15 protein-coding genes are annotated in these 19,120 nt (G+C 53.3%); 5 read left to right on the forward strand and 10 right to left on the reverse strand.

Annotated elements, in window-relative coordinates:
* Positions 1–36 precede the first annotated feature (36 nt).
* From CHH67_RS10040 to CHH67_RS10050, 3 genes are all read right to left on the reverse strand, one after another.
* Positions 37–1,638, reverse strand: a complete 1,602-nt coding sequence (locus tag CHH67_RS10040; RefSeq protein WP_095265030.1) for an extracellular solute-binding protein — start codon at positions 1,636–1,638, stop codon at positions 37–39.
* A 75-nt stretch (positions 1,639–1,713) separates the two neighbouring features.
* Positions 1,714–2,622: a carbohydrate ABC transporter permease gene (locus CHH67_RS10045; protein ID WP_095265031.1), complete on the reverse strand. Its 909-nt coding sequence runs from the start codon at positions 2,620–2,622 to the stop codon at positions 1,714–1,716.
* Positions 2,623–2,646: 24 nt separating this feature from the next.
* Complete coding sequence (locus CHH67_RS10050) at positions 2,647–3,618, reverse strand: ABC transporter permease (protein ID WP_095265032.1); 972 nt, start codon at positions 3,616–3,618, stop codon at positions 2,647–2,649.
* A gap of 210 nt (positions 3,619–3,828) precedes the next feature.
* On the opposite strand from CHH67_RS10050, the gene CHH67_RS10055 reads away from it, so the two are divergent.
* Positions 3,829–4,863, forward strand: coding sequence for a glycoside hydrolase family 18 protein (locus tag CHH67_RS10055; protein ID WP_095265033.1), 1,035 nt, complete (start codon positions 3,829–3,831; stop codon positions 4,861–4,863).
* A 445-nt stretch (positions 4,864–5,308) separates the two neighbouring features.
* On the opposite strand, the gene CHH67_RS10060 is transcribed toward CHH67_RS10055, so the two are convergent.
* Complete coding sequence (locus CHH67_RS10060; RefSeq protein WP_095265034.1) at positions 5,309–5,527, reverse strand: DUF378 domain-containing protein; 219 nt, start codon at positions 5,525–5,527, stop codon at positions 5,309–5,311.
* A 197-nt stretch (positions 5,528–5,724) separates the two neighbouring features.
* On the opposite strand from CHH67_RS10060, the gene CHH67_RS10065 reads away from it, so the two are divergent.
* Positions 5,725–7,179: an alpha-amylase gene (locus CHH67_RS10065; protein WP_095265119.1), complete on the forward strand. Its 1,455-nt coding sequence runs from the start codon at positions 5,725–5,727 to the stop codon at positions 7,177–7,179.
* A 26-nt stretch (positions 7,180–7,205) separates the two neighbouring features.
* On the opposite strand, the gene CHH67_RS10070 is transcribed toward CHH67_RS10065, so the two are convergent.
* Positions 7,206–8,096, reverse strand: a complete 891-nt coding sequence (locus tag CHH67_RS10070) for an ABC transporter permease (protein ID WP_095265035.1) — start codon at positions 8,094–8,096, stop codon at positions 7,206–7,208.
* Between the two features lie 14 nt (positions 8,097–8,110).
* Positions 8,111–9,019 (reverse strand): ABC transporter permease subunit, encoded by a 909-nt coding sequence (locus CHH67_RS10075; RefSeq protein WP_095265036.1) that lies wholly within the window; start codon positions 9,017–9,019, stop codon positions 8,111–8,113.
* 294 nt (positions 9,020–9,313) lie between these two features.
* On the opposite strand from CHH67_RS10075, the gene CHH67_RS10080 reads away from it, so the two are divergent.
* Positions 9,314–9,796 carry a glutathione peroxidase gene (locus CHH67_RS10080; RefSeq protein WP_095265037.1) on the forward strand — a complete coding sequence of 161 codons (483 nt, stop codon included), beginning with the start codon at positions 9,314–9,316 and terminating at the stop codon, positions 9,794–9,796.
* A 289-nt stretch (positions 9,797–10,085) separates the two neighbouring features.
* On the opposite strand, the gene CHH67_RS10085 is transcribed toward CHH67_RS10080, so the two are convergent.
* On the reverse strand, positions 10,086–12,059 hold the full coding sequence (locus tag CHH67_RS10085) for a glycoside hydrolase family 127 protein (RefSeq protein ID WP_095265038.1): 1,974 nt from the start codon (positions 12,057–12,059) through the stop codon (positions 10,086–10,088).
* A 131-nt stretch (positions 12,060–12,190) separates the two neighbouring features.
* On the opposite strand from CHH67_RS10085, the gene CHH67_RS10090 reads away from it, so the two are divergent.
* On the forward strand, positions 12,191–13,018 hold the full coding sequence (locus CHH67_RS10090) for a helix-turn-helix transcriptional regulator (RefSeq protein WP_095265039.1): 828 nt from the start codon (positions 12,191–12,193) through the stop codon (positions 13,016–13,018).
* Positions 13,019–13,207: 189 nt separating this feature from the next.
* On the opposite strand, the gene CHH67_RS10095 is transcribed toward CHH67_RS10090, so the two are convergent.
* Positions 13,208–13,942, reverse strand: a complete 735-nt coding sequence (locus CHH67_RS10095; RefSeq protein ID WP_095265040.1) for an HAD family hydrolase — start codon at positions 13,940–13,942, stop codon at positions 13,208–13,210.
* A 456-nt stretch (positions 13,943–14,398) separates the two neighbouring features.
* Here CHH67_RS10095 and CHH67_RS10100 point away from each other — a divergent pair, with 456 nt between their 5' ends.
* The gene (locus CHH67_RS10100; protein ID WP_095265041.1) at positions 14,399–15,280 is read left to right on the forward strand and encodes a class I SAM-dependent methyltransferase; all 882 of its coding nucleotides are present in this window, start codon (positions 14,399–14,401) and stop codon (positions 15,278–15,280) included.
* A 163-nt stretch (positions 15,281–15,443) separates the two neighbouring features.
* On the opposite strand, the gene CHH67_RS10105 is transcribed toward CHH67_RS10100, so the two are convergent.
* Positions 15,444–16,973, reverse strand: coding sequence for a solute symporter family protein (locus CHH67_RS10105; RefSeq protein ID WP_095265042.1), 1,530 nt, complete (start codon positions 16,971–16,973; stop codon positions 15,444–15,446).
* A gap of 120 nt (positions 16,974–17,093) precedes the next feature.
* On the reverse strand, positions 17,094–19,046 hold the full coding sequence (locus CHH67_RS10110) for an FAD-dependent oxidoreductase (RefSeq protein WP_244908144.1): 1,953 nt from the start codon (positions 19,044–19,046) through the stop codon (positions 17,094–17,096).
* Between the last annotated feature and the right edge of the window lie 74 nt (positions 19,047–19,120).

Genomic DNA, 19,120 nt, shown 5'->3' on the forward strand with positions numbered 1-19,120 from the left:
AAGGGGGAGTTGCTTTTTTAGATCACCCATTTTAGTTTATTGGTTTTGGTTCCAGCGATCGTAGGCAGCCTGATAAATTTCCTCGATGCGCTCCCCGCCCATCTTCTTGATCTGCTCGACGTAGGCATCCCAGTTCGTCAGCGGCTCTTGGCCAATTACGAATTTAGCCTCCATCTGTTTAACATAGGTGTCAAGATCGGAACGAAGCTTGCTGATCTCCTCCGTCTCCTCTGCAGTCAGATATACAAGCGGATAAGGAACTTTCGCATAAGGCAGCAGTTTCTCTTCATTTTCTTTGATCAGGAACTCGTCATAGTCGGTCTTCAGACCCTTCTGTACATCATTGTTCACGATGCCCGGTGTCACGATGCCATAGTTCGGCGTTAGCGTCGCGCGGAATTCCTCGCGGTCTCCTTCCACTGGGACGGTTTCTTTCACGCGGTTGTCCTTGTCGGTGTATTTCCACAGCATGCCTTCAGGTCCCAGATCGAACAGCACGGCGCCTTCATAGCTGTACAGATAGTCGATCCAGCGCATAGTCGCTTCTGGTGCCTTGTTGGAATTTGTAATGGCAAATGCGCCTCTGGACAGTCCAGGATGCTTGCCATATACCGGTGAATCTGCGATTTCACTCTTCAGTGGCTTCATCATTTCATCTTCAGGGTTTGGATCCCCGCCAAGCGTAAAGTACGGATGGAAGTCTGAGAAGATGGCCAGCTGATTGTTTTTCCCTTTGGATTTCTTCTGATCGTCCGTTTGGGAGAACGTTTCCTTATCCATCAACCCGTCGTTCCAGAGCCGGTTCAGGAATGTCAGATAGCCTTTATAGCCTTCCTGCATCGGCGTGTAATTCACTTTGTGGTTTTTGTCTGCGTAAATGACCTCGCCGTAAATGCCCCACCAGCCCAGCATAAACATTCGCACATCATCCAGTTTGACGGAAGAGAACGGAATTTCGTCTGCCTGACCGTTGCCGTTCGGATCTTCTTCCTTCACGCGTTTCAGATACGTGTAGAGCTCTTCGGTCGTTTCCGGAATTTTGTCCATGTTCAGAGCTTTCAGGAATTCGCCGTTATACCACATCGGACCGCGATACCATACGGCGGACAAGTCGATGCGAGGCAGGGAATAAATATGCCCGTCCGGGGTTGTGATCGACTTGCGGATCTCCGGATTTTCATCGAGTATCTTTTTAATATTCGGTGCGTATTCGTCAATCAGGTCTTCCAGAGGAACCAGCACCCCTTGGCCTCCATACCGGACTTCCTCGTCTTGAGTAAGCTCTGCGGCGTAGAAGACATCCGGGTAGTCGCCACTTGCAAATACGAGGTTTTTCTTCGTATCAAAGCTGTCGAGCGGTGCGTTCCGGAAATCAAACTTGATTCCGGTCAGCTTCTCCATCTCTTGAATGACCGGCATTTCATTCCAGTTCTTCATCCCGGCATCCTTCGCCATCATCGTTAAGGTGATGGGCTCATTCACAATCGGGAACCCTTCCTTGTTCACATTGCTGCCCGTTGCACTGCCTGCTTCAGGCTGTTCGGATGTAGAAGGGGAAGAAGAAGCACAAGCTGCCAAGACCGAGAAGAGCATCGAAAACGTAAGAATAATTGCCCATTTTCTTTTTAAACCTCGCATAATAAGAGCCTCCCTTTTGTGATGTTCATTTATTTCATCGCGGTCTGACCGAGGTGAAGAATGGCCAGCGCGATGTTAACCTTTAACCGAACCGATCATCACGCCCTGTACAAAATAACGCTGCAGGAACGGATATACCGCAATGACCGGCAGGGTGGATACGATGATGACCGCATATTTGACCAGCGCAGCGACATCGGCCTTGTTCGCCAGCGCCTGTGCCACCTCTCCGCTGACCGGTCCGGTCATCTCCGAGCCCATCTCCTGCAGAACCAGGATTTGTCGCAGAATCATCTGAAGCGGATATTTCGCTTCCTCATTGAGATAGATCATGGCACTGAAGTAGCTGTTCCAGTGACCGACGCCATAGAATAGAGCCATCACCGCGATGATGGGAAGCGAGAGCGGAAGCACGATTTTCATAAACAGTCTGAGGTTCGTACATCCGTCAATATGAGCCGCTTCCTGCAGCTCTCTAGGAATCGTCGACTGGAAGAACGTACGGGCCACGATGATGTTCCAGATCGAAGCAGCACCGGGAAGAATAAGCGCCCACATGCTGTTGACCATGCCCAGATCCTTCACCAGCAGGTAGCTTGGAACAAGCCCCCCGCCGAAGAACATCGTCACCAGGAACATGCCCATGAAGAATCCCCGACCGACAAAGTCCTTCCGGCTTAGCGCATAGGCCGCCGGCATCGTCACCAGCAGGTTCACGGCCGTCCCGACCAGCGCATAGATAATGGTGTTCTTGTATCCCGTCCAGATCTTCGAATTCTCGAATACGCGGGCATAGCCTTCAAACGTAATGCCTTTGGGCAAAAGCCACATTTCACCTGAGCTGACATACCTCGGATCACTGATTGAGGCGCTGATGATATACACCAGCGGATACAGAACAATGACCAGTGCAAATAGGAGATACATGTAGTTAAACAGCAGGAACCAGCGATCTCCTCTGCTTTCTTTCACTGCAGATGGCATATTGATTTCTCCCTCCTTCTCCTTCTACCACAGACTGTTTTCGCTTGTCCGGCGGGCTATTTGGTTGACAACGATGAGCAGAATCGCATTCACCACCGAGTTGAACAATCCGACAGCGGTAGAGAAGCTGTACTGCGCATCCAGCAATCCCGATCGGTAGACGAAGGTGGAGATCACATCGGAAGCCTCCATATTCAGCGGGTTCTGCAACAGCAGGATCTTCTCGAATCCTACACCGAGAATGCTGCCCATGTTCAGAATCAGCAAAATGGTAATGGTCGGTACAATCGCCGGAATGTTAATATGCATAATGCGTCTCCAGCGGCTGGCGCCATCCACAATGGCAGCTTCGTGAAGCTGCGGATCGACCGCCGATAATGCGGCCAGGTAGATAATCGTCCCCCATCCCGTGCTCTGCCACACGCCGGACAGTACATACACCGTCTTGAACCAGGCCGGATCGGTCAGAAACTGGGGAGCGTCAAAGCCGAGAAACTGAATCATATGCACAATAATGCCTGAAGATGGCGACAAAAAGGTAATGATCATACCGGACATGACAACGACCGAGATAAAGTGCGGCGCGTAAGTGACGGTCTGCACGGTACGCTTGAAGAAGGAATCCTTCACCTCATTGAAGGCAAGCGCCAGAATAATGGGCAGCGGGAATCCGACGGCAAGCTCATACAAGCTGATGCTAAGAGTGTTCCAGAGCAAATCCCAGAAATAATAGGAGTCGAAAAAACGCACAAAGTGTTCGAATCCAACCCAGGGACTTCCGGTGATGCCCATCGTAGGGATGAAGTTTTTAAAAGCGATCTGGATCCCGTACATCGGGCCGTAATGAAAGATCAGAAAGTAGAAAAATGCTGGCGCGATGAACAGATACAGCTCCCAGTTCCGGGTGATTCTACGCCACAACGTCCTCTTCTTCTGAACCGGAACCGACGGATCCGGCATGCTGTTTGGCAAGGCGGCTTGAACATCTTGCTGCATCACTTCCCCTCCTTTTGCAGTGATATCGTCTAGGCTGATTTTCTAAAATGATAGCGCTTTTATAACGAATTGGGTATAAGCCGTTTGTCCGCTTCCAGCCAGGGCAGTGAAATCTGTTTCTCTTCTGGTGCATGGGTTGACATATGCTGGAACTGGACTTACTCTTGGAAAAATGCATTTCACTTCGATTTGATGAAAGGGGTAATGATCATGACCAAGGTTACAAAAATTCTGGCCGGATATGTAGGCAGAAATGCACTGCCGGAGGTTACGGCCGACGATGCGAAGCGCCTCACCCATGTGAACGTTGCGTTTGGTCACGTCCAGGACGCAGCCATTACGTATCCTTATCCTGAAACGGCAAGCGAACTGCTTCGTCTGAAGTCGATCAACGCCGAGTTGACCATTCTGCTGTCCGTAGGCGGCTGGGGTGCCGGCGGTTTCTCTGAAGCGGCCATGACGGCCGAAGGCAGAAGACGCTTCTGCGAGTCCGCGATCGAGATCCTGAGAAGTTATCCGTTTGATGGCATAGATCTCGATTGGGAGTACCCGACTTATGCGGTGGCCAACATTGCCGCCTCCCCGAAGGACAAGGAGAATTTCACGCTGCTCCTGCAAGAACTGCGGGACACTCTGGACCAGTACGGCAGAGGCCATCGGCATTACTTGCTGACCATCGCAGCCGGCGCCGATCAATATTACCTTGATGGTACCGAAATGGATCGCGTGGCCCCTTATCTCGATTTCGTCCAGCTCATGACCTACGATATGCGCGGCGGCTTTCAGACACTGACAGGGCATCATACGAATCTGTACACCTCCACCGGCGACTTGTTCCGGATTAGTAGCGATCAGTCCGTACGCTTGTTCACCCAGGCGGGTGTGCCCCTGAACAAAATTGTCATCGGTGCCGCATTCTACTCCCGGATGTGGAAGGATGTCCCTGATCGCAATCACGGTCTCCTGCAGATGACACCTGGCCCGGGCGGATATGGGCCCACCTATACGCAGCTTGCTGCCGAGTACTTCAACAATCCGGAGTACACCAGGTACTGGGACGATGAAGCCAAAGCTCCTTATTTATTTAATGGAAGCAGCTTCATTACGTATGATGATGCCGAATCTCTTGCCCACAAGTGCAAGTACATCCAGGATCAGGGCCTTGCAGGGATCATGTTCTGGGAGTACAGCTGTGATCAGACGCGCACGCTGCTGAAAGCCATGCATGATGCGCTTCACAGCTAAACGGCTATAAAGAACAATCGGAGCGGCATTGTCTCCCCCTTTCCTTCAAGTTCTCCCTTGATTATGCCTGTTGTCTCTTGTCTCCGTTCTCTTTAAGGGAATCAGCTTCATCGTTGGAACACATCATATTATGTCATGTAATTTATCATTTACATATCATCAATGCGTCCAGCGCGGCTGTTGGGTTTATTCTAGAAGCTGACGGGCATATCCGTAAATATGTTGTTTTTAAGATCGTATTTTACGCTGATTTTACACTTTTAACATGGTTCATTTTAGTTGAATATGTTGAATTTGACTAGTATTAATCGGCACTTACGGAAATGACAATGCGAAGAAAATGCCGAAAGGCCGCTTCCTTTCAAGGAAACGGCCTTTCTTCATGTAAACTTTCTGTAATCCATGCAATTTTCATTTTGTTACATTTGGAGTTAGATATATTGACTTATCTGGCGGCAGATCTGTCATCATTACTTACATATCCGAAGAGCCGAATACAATACAATGCGGACAAACCGACCAAGGTATAAATCACACGGGAGGCTCCTGAAGTTTGTCCGCCAAATATGCCTGCAACAAGGTCATATTGAAACAACCCTACAAGCAGCCAGTTGATGCCCCCGATAATGAGCAGCAGCAGCGCAATCGTATTCCATGTTTTCATCGTCTGATCCTCCTTCTATTCTAAATTTTTGCAGATTCAGTTAAGCAACAGTACTATTTTTAACGACTCCCGCGCATTGTAATCATCGAAGAGACAGAAATATTGTTTAAGGTGTGTTGTTATTAAAGGTCTTGGGTGCTTATAGTCTGTTTCGGCTTTTTTTCGGACAAAATGGAACTGTTAGGAGGCGCTGCATGATGAATCAAAATCATACGATGATGCAATTTTTTGAGTGGCATCTGCCTGCGGACGGTTCACATTGGAACCGGCTCCGCGAACTGGCTCCGGAACTGAGCAAACTCGGCATCGACGCTGTCTGGCTCCCGCCGGTGACCAAAGCCCTCTCTGCAGAAGATAACGGCTATGGCGTATATGATCTATATGATCTGGGGGAATTCGACCAGAAAGGCTCAGTCCGAACGAAATACGGGACAAAGCAGGAGCTTGTAGACGCCATTGCCGCTTGTCAGCAACACGGCGTTGCCTGCTATGTTGACCTCGTCATGAATCATAAGGCAGGCGCGGATGAAACCGAGCGGTTTCAGGTTGTCCAGGTGGATGCGATGGACCGCAACAAGGTCATATCCGAGCCCTTTGAGATTGAAGGATGGACCAAGTTCACATTTCCCGGTCGAGGGGATCAATATTCAAGCTTCAAATGGAACTTTCAGCATTTTAACGGCACCGACTATGACGCATCTCGGCAGCAGAGCGGGATATATAGAATGGTTGGGGAGCATAAGGGCTGGGATGACAAGGTGGATCATGAGTTTGGCAACTATGATTATCTCATGTTCGCCAATCTGGATTACGAGCATCCCGATGTGCGCAAGGAGATGATTGAATGGGGCAAGTGGCTGGTCGATACAATTCAGTGCAGCGGTTACCGGCTGGATGCAATCAAGCATATCAACCATGATTTCATTAAACAATTTGCCGTGGAGATGCAGAAAAAGCGCGGGGAGGACTTCTATATCTTCGGAGAGTTCTGGAATCCGGACCTTGCGGACTGTCGGGACTTCCTCGATACGGTAGATTACAAAATCGATCTGTTCGATGTATCGCTGCATTACAAGCTGCAAGCTGCCTCCCAGGGCGGAAGGGCATTCGATCTTCGCACGATATTGGATGACACGCTGGTGCAGTCCCATCCGCTGCATGCCGTCACGTTCGTGGACAACCATGACTCCCAGCCCCAGGAGTCGCTGGAGTCCTGGGTTCAAGACGGGTTCAAGCCCAGCGCTTATGCTTTAATTCTGCTGCGGAAGGATGGTTATCCGGTTGTTTTCTACGGCGATTACTACGGGATTGGCGGGGAGCATCCTATTCCCGGCAAAAAGGAGGTGCTCGATCCGCTCCTGTACGCCCGCCGGTCCAAAGCATACGGGGAGCAGATCGATTACTTTGACCACCCGAACACCATCGGCTGGGTGCGCAAGGGGTTTCCGGACATGGACGGCTCCGGATGCGCAGTCGTCATCTCGAACGGAGATGCGGGCGAGAAGCGAATGCATGTCGGCGAGCACCGCGCCGGCGAGGTGTGGGTGGATCTGACGCAAGCGCGAAGCGACCGGATCACAATTGGACCGGACGGATATGCTGTATTTCCGGTAAATGGAGGCAGCGTATCCGTCTGGGCACAGCCTGAATGAACGTTCCGGGCAGGGCGAAACCGCCATCAGCCCTTCAGTTGAAAGTGACGGCGCAGCCCCTCGCCGAACAGGTTGAACGCGATGATAGCCAGCATCATGGCACCGGCGGGATAGATGACAAACTCCATTTTGCCAAGGTAGATGTCCATGCGGTTACTGGACAGCAAGGTAGCCCAGTTCACCCCGGTCTCCACAAACTGCATCGTGTACTCTTCAACTTCTTTCCACTCGTGGGAGATGAAGATCCCTATGATCGCCAGCTGACCCAGAAGCAGCATCGCTTTGCCCATATCCATACAGAAGTTGACGATCAGCTGCGGAACCAGCGCTGGCAAATAATAATTCCTCATCAGCTTGCGGGAAGTGAGACCCAGCGCAATGCCCGCTTCCATAAATGGTTCCCGGGACAGCTGATTAGCCTGCTCCTGCACCGTTGTTGCCACCCTGCCTGCCTCAACAGCTGCAAGGATCACAATGGCCCAGGCAATCCGGTTCTCCGTAAACAGGAAGAACGGAATAGCCAGCAGCAGTGCTGCGGCAAATATCGGCGGCATGAATGAGAATATCTGCTCCATAAAGGAGACCAGGCTGTGGAAGAAACCTCTCTTCTTCCTCGCCAGCAATCCGAGCGGCACGCCAATCAAATAGCGAACGACCGCAATGGCGGTTACCATGAACAGAGTGCTTTTCGCCGCCACCACAAGCTTGCTTAGATTGTCCACACCGTTCTTGTCCGTGCCAAGCCAGTTCTTCGCCGATGGTTTGAATGCGGGCAGGGCCAGCTTGTCCTCCGTAACCCAGCGCGACCGCTCCTGATTCAGCTCCATGTCAATCATGGGCAGATAAGGTCCGATAAACGCTACAAATAAAAGAAATGCGATTAAGAATCCGCCTAGCCACAATGGAACATTCTTCAACGATACTTCCTCCCTTATTGCGGTCCCAAAAAACGACGAGCCATATGGCTGATCCACTGCACCAGCAGAAACAGCACCATAAAGCTAAAACAGATATAGATAATAATCCCTGGTTCATAACCTGGCCCCGTCCCTGTATACGCATTAAAGTCGAGGGCCTGGACCAAGCGCCAGGACGCGCCGGGATAGTTGCGGTAAAGCTCGACGATGAACAGGTTCGACAATATGTATACGAGCAGCCCGGGCAGGTGGGTCAATATAAGGCCGATGCCGTTTAACAGCATATGCTTGAAGACAATCACCCTGTCTCTCAGCCCCTTCGCCTTGGCCAGCATAATGTACAGCTTCCCCTCCTGGGCCGCGAGCGAGCTGGAAGTAATTCTTGCTATGTAAACGACGGGATAGATTGACACCAGCAGCGCCGGAATGACAAAAGCCTCCCATCCCTCAACCGCAAAGTAACGAATGAACGGGACATGCTTGACGAGATACCACTGGATCACCAGCATCAGGAAGAAATCCGGCATCGACTGGAAGAGCCAGGTTGTCCAATTCCCGAACACGCTGAATTTGGTCTTGGACAGCTTATAATCGGCAACCCCTTTCAGAACGCCAAACACCAGCCCCAAGAACAGAGCAGAAACAATAACCAGCAGGCTCATCCCCACGGCTTCGAAAGCGGCCGCCTCCGCAGATTGTCCTTGGTATCGGGACGGTCCGAGGCTGCCACTGGCAATCGCGTTGCTAAAAAACTGATAGACATTCTCCGTAAATTGACTCCACTTGAAGGCCGGGTCGGCTACAACGATATAGCCTTCAATTCTCATATTCAAGTCCCGTGGAATCAGGACAATCAGTACAACCAGCATAAAGGCAAAAACGCTGATCAGCGTTGACTTGAGCATTTGGCTTTTCAGACTCATGACGTCCCCCTAATTCCTCATACTTCAGTCAGGATTTTACAAAATCCTCAATTAACTATTATCACAAGCCGGCCGTTTCGTCCATGTTTTGATGTAATTTTTTCCTGGTGAAATTATGTCGGACATCTCATCCGGCTTGTTGTTATGCGCTGCGATCCCCATTTGCAATCCGTTGGGAAAGCGGATAACCTAAAGCTAACAAGCCGGGATTCGAAGCAGAGATGAAACAGAGAGAAGTCTGAAACAGGCGCGTACAACATCACCTCAGGAAGGTGAAAGGAGGCAATGATAGGGATGAGTTTATTCGACATTGAAGTCACAACGATCCGGGGAGAGCAGCAAACGCTGGCGCCCTACAAAGGACAGGTGCTGCTGATCGTCAATACCGCCACGAAATGCGGTTTCGCCCCTCAGTTTACAGGTCTGGAGAAGCTGTATCAGACGTACCGGGATCAAGGCTTTGCCGTGCTCGGCTTTCCGAGCAATCAGTTCATGAATCAGGAGCTGGAGGATAACTCGGCGATTGAGGAAGCCTGCAAGTTGAATTTTGGCGTTTCCTTTCCGCTGTTTGCAAGAATCGATGTGCTTGGAGCAGATGCTCACCCCCTGTTCAAGCATCTGACCGAGGAGGCTCCAGGCGCGCTCGGGATCAAGGCGATTAAATGGAATTTCACCAAATTTCTGATTGACCGCAGCGGCAAGGTCGTCCAGCGCTTTGCGCCGACGGATACGCCGGAGAAGATTGAAGCCTCCGTTCGGAAGCTTCTGGAACCGTAGAAGATGCTATGCAGCGGCGGCGCAGTCATCGAGTTACGGCAGCATATGCGCTTGACCACACGTGATGGGCCAGGCCATGATGCTGCGGATCAGGTTCGCATTAGGGAACGAATGAGCACACAAGCTTGTGGGATGACCTGAAAGATAGGAGAAGGGCGATTGCTGGTCTATTGTGCTCGTGCTCGAACCGGACGGCAAAACAGCGGGGCTTCGTAACCGATAGGATACGAAGTCCCGCTGTTCGTTGTGCAGGAATGATGGAGCCTAGAGATTATAATGATGAATCAGGTCAGGTCAGGGCGGGAGCTTCACGAATCCAGACGGCCATTTCATTCTCGCCGCGATTGCCCCACAGATAATAAGGGATGGCCTTAATCGTAACCGGACGCAGCTTCTTCGCAGAGGCCCGGTATAGATCATCCTTCCAATCATCGCTTTCCTCGAGCCAACCTTCACCTTCAATGACGGTCGCACCGCCCAGAAGATCCGGATGGAACTGTGCCTTCAGATTCGGCTCGGATGCCAGCAATATCGAGGAAACCGGCGCGCCATGATCGACGCTCTCCAGGCAATAAACAATCGGCCCCCGCTGGATTGCAACTTTTCCCGCATTGGCCCGCAGATGAGGATGCGAGCGCAGCACCTGAACCGCCGTGGACAGCTCCAGACTCAGTGTATCGCCATCTGCCCACACCCGGCGAAGGTAAGCATATCCGTCCTTCACCACCGCATTCAGATCCATCTCTTCTCCGTTCACCCGCAGGACCGCTTGGCCGCGCGACCAGCCCGGGATACGGACAGCGATTGTCCATTCGGTCTCCTGTTCAGGCTGAACGGTCATGCTGACGCTGCTGCCCCACGGCAAGTCGCTGTTCTGCACAACCTTCACCGGGACGTCCCCGAAATTCACGTTGGCTTCGCCGCCGATATACAGGTGAGTGAATAGCGTATCCGAGCTTGAGGTGTACACATACTCGCCGAGCGAAGACATCAATCGGGCTACATTAGGCGGGCAGCATGCGCAGGCGAACCAGCCTGGCCGAACCGGCTTAATATGGTGCTTGCCAGGGTTCTTCCGGGACGCATCCGGCCATACCTCGAGCGGATTGACGTAGAAGAAATGTCTGCCGTCCTTGGCCATGCTTCCGATCACTGTGTTGTACAGCGCCCGCTCCATCACATCGGCATATTCGGAATTCGGGAACAGCTGCAGCATGCGGCGCGCGAAGAAGATCAGCCCGATGGAGGCGCATGTTTCTGAATAGACGGTATCGTTAGGCAGATCATAGTCGAAGGTGAACGCCTCGCCGTGATGGGTGGAACCGATCCCGCCTGTAACATACATCTGCTTATGGACAATGTTGCGCCATAGCGCCTGACAAGCCTCAAGCAGCTGCGCATCGTTCGTGCGGGCCGCCAGATCAGCCATCGCCGTATACATATACACCGCTCGAACCGAGTGGCCGACAGCCTCCCGCTGCTCTCTGACCGGAATATGGCTTTGGTAATAGTCCAGGTGAGGCGGGGCTGACGTTCGCGAGAAGAAGGATGTCCGGCCGCGCCGTTCCCATTCCTCAAGGAAGAAGTGCGGCTCGGTGCCTCGCTGATCGATAAAATACTGACTCAATTTCAAATATCTTTCTTCCCCGGTCACTTCATATAGCTTCACCAGCGCCAGCTCAATTTCCTGATGCCCGTCAAAGCCGTGAATCTTGCCTTCCTCCGGGCCGAACACAGCGTCGATATAGTCTGCGAACCGGCAGACAATATCCAGCAGCTTGCGCTTCCCGGTTGCCTGATAATAAGCTACAGCGGCCTCCATCAGGTGCCCTGCACAGTACAGCTCATGGCAATCGGTCAGATTGGTCCAGCGCTTCTGTGGCTCTTTAATCGTGAAATACGTATTAAAATAGCCGTCCGGCTGCTGGGCCTCCTCAATCATATCTATAATTTCGTCCACCTTGTTCTCCAGATCAGCATCCGGATGTACGGCGATGGAATAGGCGGCCGCCTCCATCCATTTGGCCAGATCGCTGTCCTGGAATACGAACCCGCCGAATTCCCCCTGCGCTCTTCCGGCTGCGATCCGAAGATTCGCAATTGCGTGGCTCGGCTCAACCCCCGGTATCCGGTCGTGCAGCGCCTCGTATTGGTATGGAATGACAACTTCTCTCACCAGCTTCACATATTGGGACCAGAACGGATCATCAAGCTTCACTTGCTGAAGCGGAACAGATTTGGAAGGTGCCGTGATCGTGAGCATGATTAAACACTCCTTTGAACGATATATAATAGCCCTTGCTCCTCCCATTTTACGTTTTGTGATAAGATGAAAGCGATAACAGATATGAGCTTGTTTTTTATACAATTTCACACAGGGTCAGGTGATGGCAAATGGCTGATCATTCCCTTCTGACATTCTCCCCGCTCCCGCTGCCCTTCTATATAGAATCCGGCAGATCCTTCTATGCCCCCGGGGACAGTCACCCGAGCCGGCGCAACTTGGGGGTATACGATCTCATCATGGTGGACAAGGGATGTCTCTATCTCGGAGAGGAAGGCCAGCAGTGGGCGCTGGGGCCTGGCGATATGGTCATTCTGCTCCCGGATGCCTATCATTATTCGGTGCAGGGATGCCTGGAGGAGTCCTCTTTTTACTGGCTGCACTTTCAGTGTCACGAGCCGGATGCAAGCCGTGAAGACAGCCCGATGGCACACAGCATCCAGCTGCCGAAGCAAGGGCGGATGCCCGACCCGGAGCAGGCATTCCGTCTCTTGGAAGCGTTGCAGCTCTTGACGGTGGAGCCGCGTTCGACTGCATTTTGGCGGGAGCAGACGCTGTTCATCGAGCTGATGCAGCTGCTGGACCGATCCCGCATCGACCAGGAGCAGACCCGGGTTCACAAGGTAGCTGAGCAGATTGAAGCGTATATCAAACGGCATTACAGAGAGCCGATCAGCAATGCCCGATTATCCGAGGCGCTTCATTATCACTATAACTATTTGACACGCTGCATGAAGACAGCCTATGGCATCACTCCCGCCGAATTTCTGCTCCAGTATCGGCTGGATCAAGCCAAGCGGCTGCTGCTGACCACTCCGTGGTCCATATCGCGTATCGCCGAGCATGTCGGATTTCAATATCCGCCCTATTTCACCAGGCGTTTCTCGGCCCGCTTCGGAATATCACCGCTGAAGTTTCGCAAGCAATATACGGAGTAGAGGGGATGCCCATTCAGGCACAGGGGCGGGGGAATCCAGAAGGAAGGAGCGGGCTTATACAAGGCAGGATATTGGCAGACCGTCCTGAATGCAGGATCGGCCTGAATGAATTGGAATATAGAAGCTAGCGGCACAGCAGCACTACAGGACGGCATGAGCAAGTTGACCGACCGCCTGCCATGTGCACGCCTATACGCATCCAAGCCGGGCAAGAAGCTCACCCAGCTCCTTATAGCTCGCCGCCACATGATGCGGCTCATGATCCGATTCGGGCTTCACACCGCGGTGATTGAACCAGATGACATGCCATCCTGCGGCCAGCGCGCCAACCACATCGTTGCGCCAGGAGTCGCCAATGTAATAACTGTGTTCCGGCCGCGTTCCTGTCGCCTCGTTCACATGCCGGAAGATTCGGGCGTCCGGCTTGTCCCATCCCACCGCGCCTGATACAAACAGCCGCTCCGGCGGGATAAGATCGCCCAGGTTCATCGCCCTGATCTTGTTCATCTGATGCGCCTCAGGCCCGTTCGTAATCAGCCCGATGATATGACCGGCTTCAACCAGCGTCCGCAGCAGCTCCCGAGCGCCATCAAACATCTCGATGCGGAATTGGCGCTCATGATAAACACGCTGAACCGCTTCCGCTTGCTTCTCATCCAGTGCAATGCCGAACTCCGCCAGCGCCAGCTGGAAACGGCGCACGCGCATCTCTCGTACCGCCTCCCCGTAGGCCGCCGCCCCCGCGCCGCCAAGCTCCTCGGACAAGCGGTCGCTATAATACCGCATCCGGTGATATGCCGCTTCATACGGAAATGAATCTGCAGGCTGGGCCACCTCCTGCACAGCCCCCCGAAACGGAGTCAAATGGTCGTATAACGTATCATCCACATCAAAAAATATCCCTTTATGCATCGTTGCTGTCATTGTAATTCCCTCTTCCTGTTCCTGTTCTTATCTGAGCCTGCGGCCCGGGCCGGTTTGCCGGATGTCCGGATGGCCGGTTGTTCGGTTGCCCGGCCTCTGTCGATCTGTGCGCTTCTCAGCATCAGGCTATGCGTGCCGGTCATCCTGCGCTAAGGACTCCGCCGTCATTTACCCTCTGCCGCCAGCCGTACGTCTTCGACTTATGTTGATTCTATTGTACATGCCCGCGCCTTATGTATACTACCCATAACCGTTTAGACCGCCCTTTATTCGCGAATATCTCCAGCCCAATGACTGGCATCGCTCAGGCATGATATGATCGTTATAACCGCATCAGGAGCTCGCTCAATAAATAGTCGTATAAGCCGCAAATGATCCACGATGCCGATGACACATCGGCAGCCCGTGTGAATGCATGCGCGAGTCGAATCAGAGACAAAAGGAGATGACCTTGCAATGACAGAGGAAACAAGCAAAGTTCCATCCGCCACAACCGTGCCCGAAGGCAATCGCCTGAGCAACGTGCAGCGTTTCAACGGGTTCCAGGACACGTATGACCAGCATCGCCCCGAGGCTCCGCAGGAAGTCGTTACCCTATTGACCCAATATCTCGGGCACAGGCCTTCTCTCGTTGTTGATATCGGCAGCGGTACCGGCTTGTCCAGCTTCGTGTGGAGAGATACCGCAGCACGAATTATCGGGGTCGAGCCGAACGACGATATGCGGAGCAAAGCGGTAGACAAGCTGATGTCGCTGGCAGGTGCGCCCACAGACGATCAGGTTCAAGCGGCCGAGATGTCCTTTGTTCCCGGCTATTCCAATCAGCTGGAACTGCCGGACGGCGCGGCCGAGATTGTCACCTGCTCCCAGTCGTTCCACTGGATGGAGCCGGTGTCCACCTTGAAAGAAATTGCCCGCGTCCTGCGTGAGGGAGGCATCTTCGCCGCCTACGATTGCGACTGGCCGCCAAGTCTGGACTGGCAGGTGGAACTGGCCTACCATGAACTGATCGAGCTCTCCGAGCAATTGATCGACCGCCATGTCGATACCGCGGAGCAGGCTTATAAAGGCAATAAGGACGAGCATCTGAAGCATATCCGGGAGAGCGGACATTTTCGATTCACCAAGGAAATTGTGTTCCATCACACTGAGCCTTTTACAGCCGAGCGTTATATTGGCCTTGCTGTCAGCCAAGGCGGAATTCAGACCGTCTTCAAGCTGAACCTGCCGGAAATCCATGCGAAGCTGGATCAATTTCAGGCGCTGGTCACGGACTATTTCCAAGGCCGGACGCTTCCGCTCATGTTTAGCTACCGCATGCGGATCGGCATTAAATAATCTCCTTGATCTCAAATACAACAGACCTAATAGCGGCAGCTCGCAGCAGCCCTTCGTGACCGAAGGCATTGCTGCAGGCTGCCGCTTCGTATTCTATCGCTGGAGCCTGACCTGTTCTCCGCCCGCTCGTGAACCCCGCTTGATTAGCGGCACTATCCCCGCCTCAAGCCTTCTTTCGGTCAACGGAACCGACATGGGCGATCGTCTGCATCACCTCAAACTGTCCCTTCGAGCTGACTCGCCCCGCCAGCAGCGATCCGATGATACCGCCGGCAAATCCGCTCGGAATCGAGACAATGCCGGGATGCTTGAGCGGAAATATCGCCTCGGCCCGGATCCATCCGGATTCCGGGTCCATGACGTTCGGGCCGAGCGCAATGAAGGCCAGCGATGTTACGAGGCCGCAGGCGATGCTCAGCATGGCGCCAGCCGTATTAAAACGGGGCCAAAACAGCGTGAACAACAGCACCGGCAGATTGGCGGAGGCGGCAACTGCAAAGGCAAACGAGACCAGGAACGCCACGTTGAGCTTTTGCGCACCCAGCGCAAGCACGATGGAGGCCAGCCCGACCGCTATGGCAGACAGTTTGGCAACCCGCATCTGCTGCTTCTCGCTCGCCTGGCCGCCGCGGAATATGCTGCTGTACACATCGTGAGCGAACGCGGATGAGGCGGTTAACACCAGGCCCGAAATGACGGCCAAAATTGTGGCAAAAGCCACCGCCGACACAAACGCCATCAGAAACTCGCCGCCCAGGGCGCTTGCAAGCAGCGGTATCGCCAGCTCCACCCGTTCCGACAATGCCGACCAATCCACAAAGGCGGCTGCCCCGAACCCGAGGAATATGGTCATCGCATAGAAAATGCCGATGGTCAGCGTAGCTGTCTTCACCGACAGCCTGACCGCCAGCGGGTCCCGCACCGTATAGAAACGGGCGATGATATGCGGAAGCCCTGCCGTTCCCAGCACCAGCGCCATATTAAACGACAGCATATCGAGCGGATGATCGAACATGTTCCCGGACTGGAGAAACCGCTCCTTCAGCGGCGTTGCCTCTTGCATGGCTGTGAACAGTCCCGGCAAGTCCCACCGGAACCGGGCCAGTACGATCAGACTAATAATAAAGGTGCTGCTGACGAGTAGAATCGATTTCACAATCTGTACCCAGGATGTGGCCAGCATGCCGCCAAAGGTGACATACACCGTCATCAGAATCCCCACCAGCACAATCGCCCACGAGGTCTCAAGTCCGAACAAGAGATGCACGAGCCAGCCTGCACCGACGAGCTGGGCAATCATATAAAAGACGGTGATCATCAGATTGTTCAGTGCGATCAGCCCGCGCAGCCGCCGCTCCCGGAACCGGACCGCCACCGCATCAGCCATCGTGTACCGGCCCAAATTATGAAGCGGTTCGGCGATCCAATACTGAACGATCACATAGGAGGCCAGAAATCCGATCGAATAAAAGAAGCCGTCAAAGCCATACACCGCAATCGAACCGGCAATGCCGAGAAAGGAGGCTGCACTCATATAGTCGCCAGAGATCGCCAGCCCGTTCTGAAGGCCGTTCAGGCGATTGCCTGCCGCATAGAAATCGTGGGTACTGGTGGTCCTGCCAGCCGCGTAATACGTCATCATCAGCGTGCCGACCACGATCGCCAGAAAAAATACGATGCCGGAAATGTTCACTACAGGCCTCCTTCCTTCGCTTTAATCATGCATCATCGCCTACTATTTTACCGTAAAATGACAAAAAAGGGGGATTCAACTGCTGCTAGGCAGCAGGAATCCCCCTTCCGGGGCTGTTCACTATATCGTGGATGCATCCAGTTCGAGATGCAAATAGCTCTGTGACAGATCATAAATCAGCATAAAGTAATCGCCATTGGTTAGCGATTGCGGATCACTAATCTGACTCAGCGTCTCTTCCGCAATCCAGCCCCTGTCTATCAATTCCGCAAGCGACGTATCCGGTGTCACCTGGTCCCTTCCGAATATGGACGAAGCCAGAATATACGTAGCTGTAGACAGATCGAGCGCCTGCTGTCTTGGATCATCCAGATGGCTCAGCACGCTTGAAGACAAATTCGGGAACAGGTCCGGATACGCGTTCGACAGCTGGGCAACCGCATTGAAGAAGCGCTGCACGTTGGCAGGCGAATCGAGCGCCCAGCCGTCATTCGTATAGTTGCCGGAGGTCAGGTACAAGCTGGCCGCTGCCAGAAGGCCTTTGTAGTTTTTGTGCGTCAAATAGGCCGGTTCCTGCACATGATGCGGGGTGAGATCCATCCCCTGCTTCTCCAGCATCGTGCGCAGCTGACCGATCAACTCCTTGGAATGTGACATTTCCCTGAAGCTGATCTGCTGCTTGGAGGCAAATGCCGCTGCCGCCCCGGCCGCTTCGCCGGTCGCCATGCCGAGCGGAATGACCCGCGCGCTGCCATGCGGGATGGAATCAAAGCTGGCGGAGCGCCCGACGACGAGCAGCCCGTCCACACCTACAGGAACAAGGGTCCGAAATGGCACGCCATAGCGTTCCGGCTTCATCATGATGGTGCCGGTCCTGCCGTCACTCGTGCTTTGAATATCGATCGGATAGGAGCCGTAGGCAATATCGTCCCAGTGCACGCGATTCTCCATAACGTCCGCCAGTTTCAGTCTGTATTCGCCGATAAGATGACGGGATTCCCGGATGTAAAGCTCGGATGCTGTTCCGGCATAAGACAGGCCCGAGAACTCTTCAAACGTAGTCGTCAGGTATTCGGCAATCCGCGGCGCCTCTTCCTGACCGACCCGCAAGCCTTCCGCAACCGATCGCGGATCCAGCGGGTCCACCTGGAACAGCTGCATGCTGTTGATCAGAATGGTTCCGTCGTTCTGACGGCCAATATTCAGCCCCCGCATCTTGACACGATCCGGGCGGGTCGATTCATAATGCCGCGCTTCCGTGTACCCCCAGATGCTCATCCGGTCACCGGAAGTGTCCGGGCCGTGCGTCAGCATCTTGTTCCATGCTTCCTGGGTAACACCGCTCAGCTTGATCACCAGCGTTGAAGCCATGAACTGCGTGCCGCCGGATTCGGTATCATTGCGCCCCACCGTGAATCGCGCGCCGGCAGCGGCCGCAATATCCGCATTCTGGGTTGCATCAATGACCGCACCGGCATGGACGGTATGTTCCTGTCCGTCCGGAAGTGTGAGCACAACGCCGGTCACGACTGCCTGATCTCCTGAGCGTTCCACGACAGGCGCCATCGCCTGCACCCCCATCAGCAGGTCAAGGTTCGGCTCCGCAGCAACCATCTGATAGAAGCGGTTGGCCGCTTGTGTCGTATCGAAGGATGACGTATTAAAGTGGGAATACCATTCCTCAAAAATTCCTTTGTTCAATAGCTTGACCGGACGGAGCGTAGCCAGAAAGGAAGGCTGCTCCGGCGAGTAGTTAAAATCAATCGTATTCAGCCCGCCTTCGGTCATCAGACCTCCAAGCATCGTTCGCTGATAGCCATCGACCAGCAGCACACGCTGCCCGTTTCGGCTTGCGGACAACGCCGCAGCAATGCCTTCCGGGTCGGTTCCGACCACAATCGTGTCATAATCGCTGTCAATTTCGGCTGTGGATTGCACCGGAATGAGCGGTTCGGATTTGGCATAATTAATGAACCGGGTCTGGTATTTGTAATACCAGTAGGATCCGAAGGCTGCACATGCCAGGAACAGGATAGCTGCTAATAGCAGCAGGACTTGCTTCTGTCTGCTCATCGTACGCTTGCTAGTTTTCATAATTTTGATGAAGTTCTCCTCTGGTAAGTATGTATGGAAATGGACCAACTGCA

Origin of the sequence: Paenibacillus campinasensis, from assembly GCF_002272015.1 — a bacterium.
Lineage (GTDB): Bacteria > Bacillota > Bacilli > Paenibacillales > Paenibacillaceae > Paenibacillus_AQ > Paenibacillus_AQ campinasensis.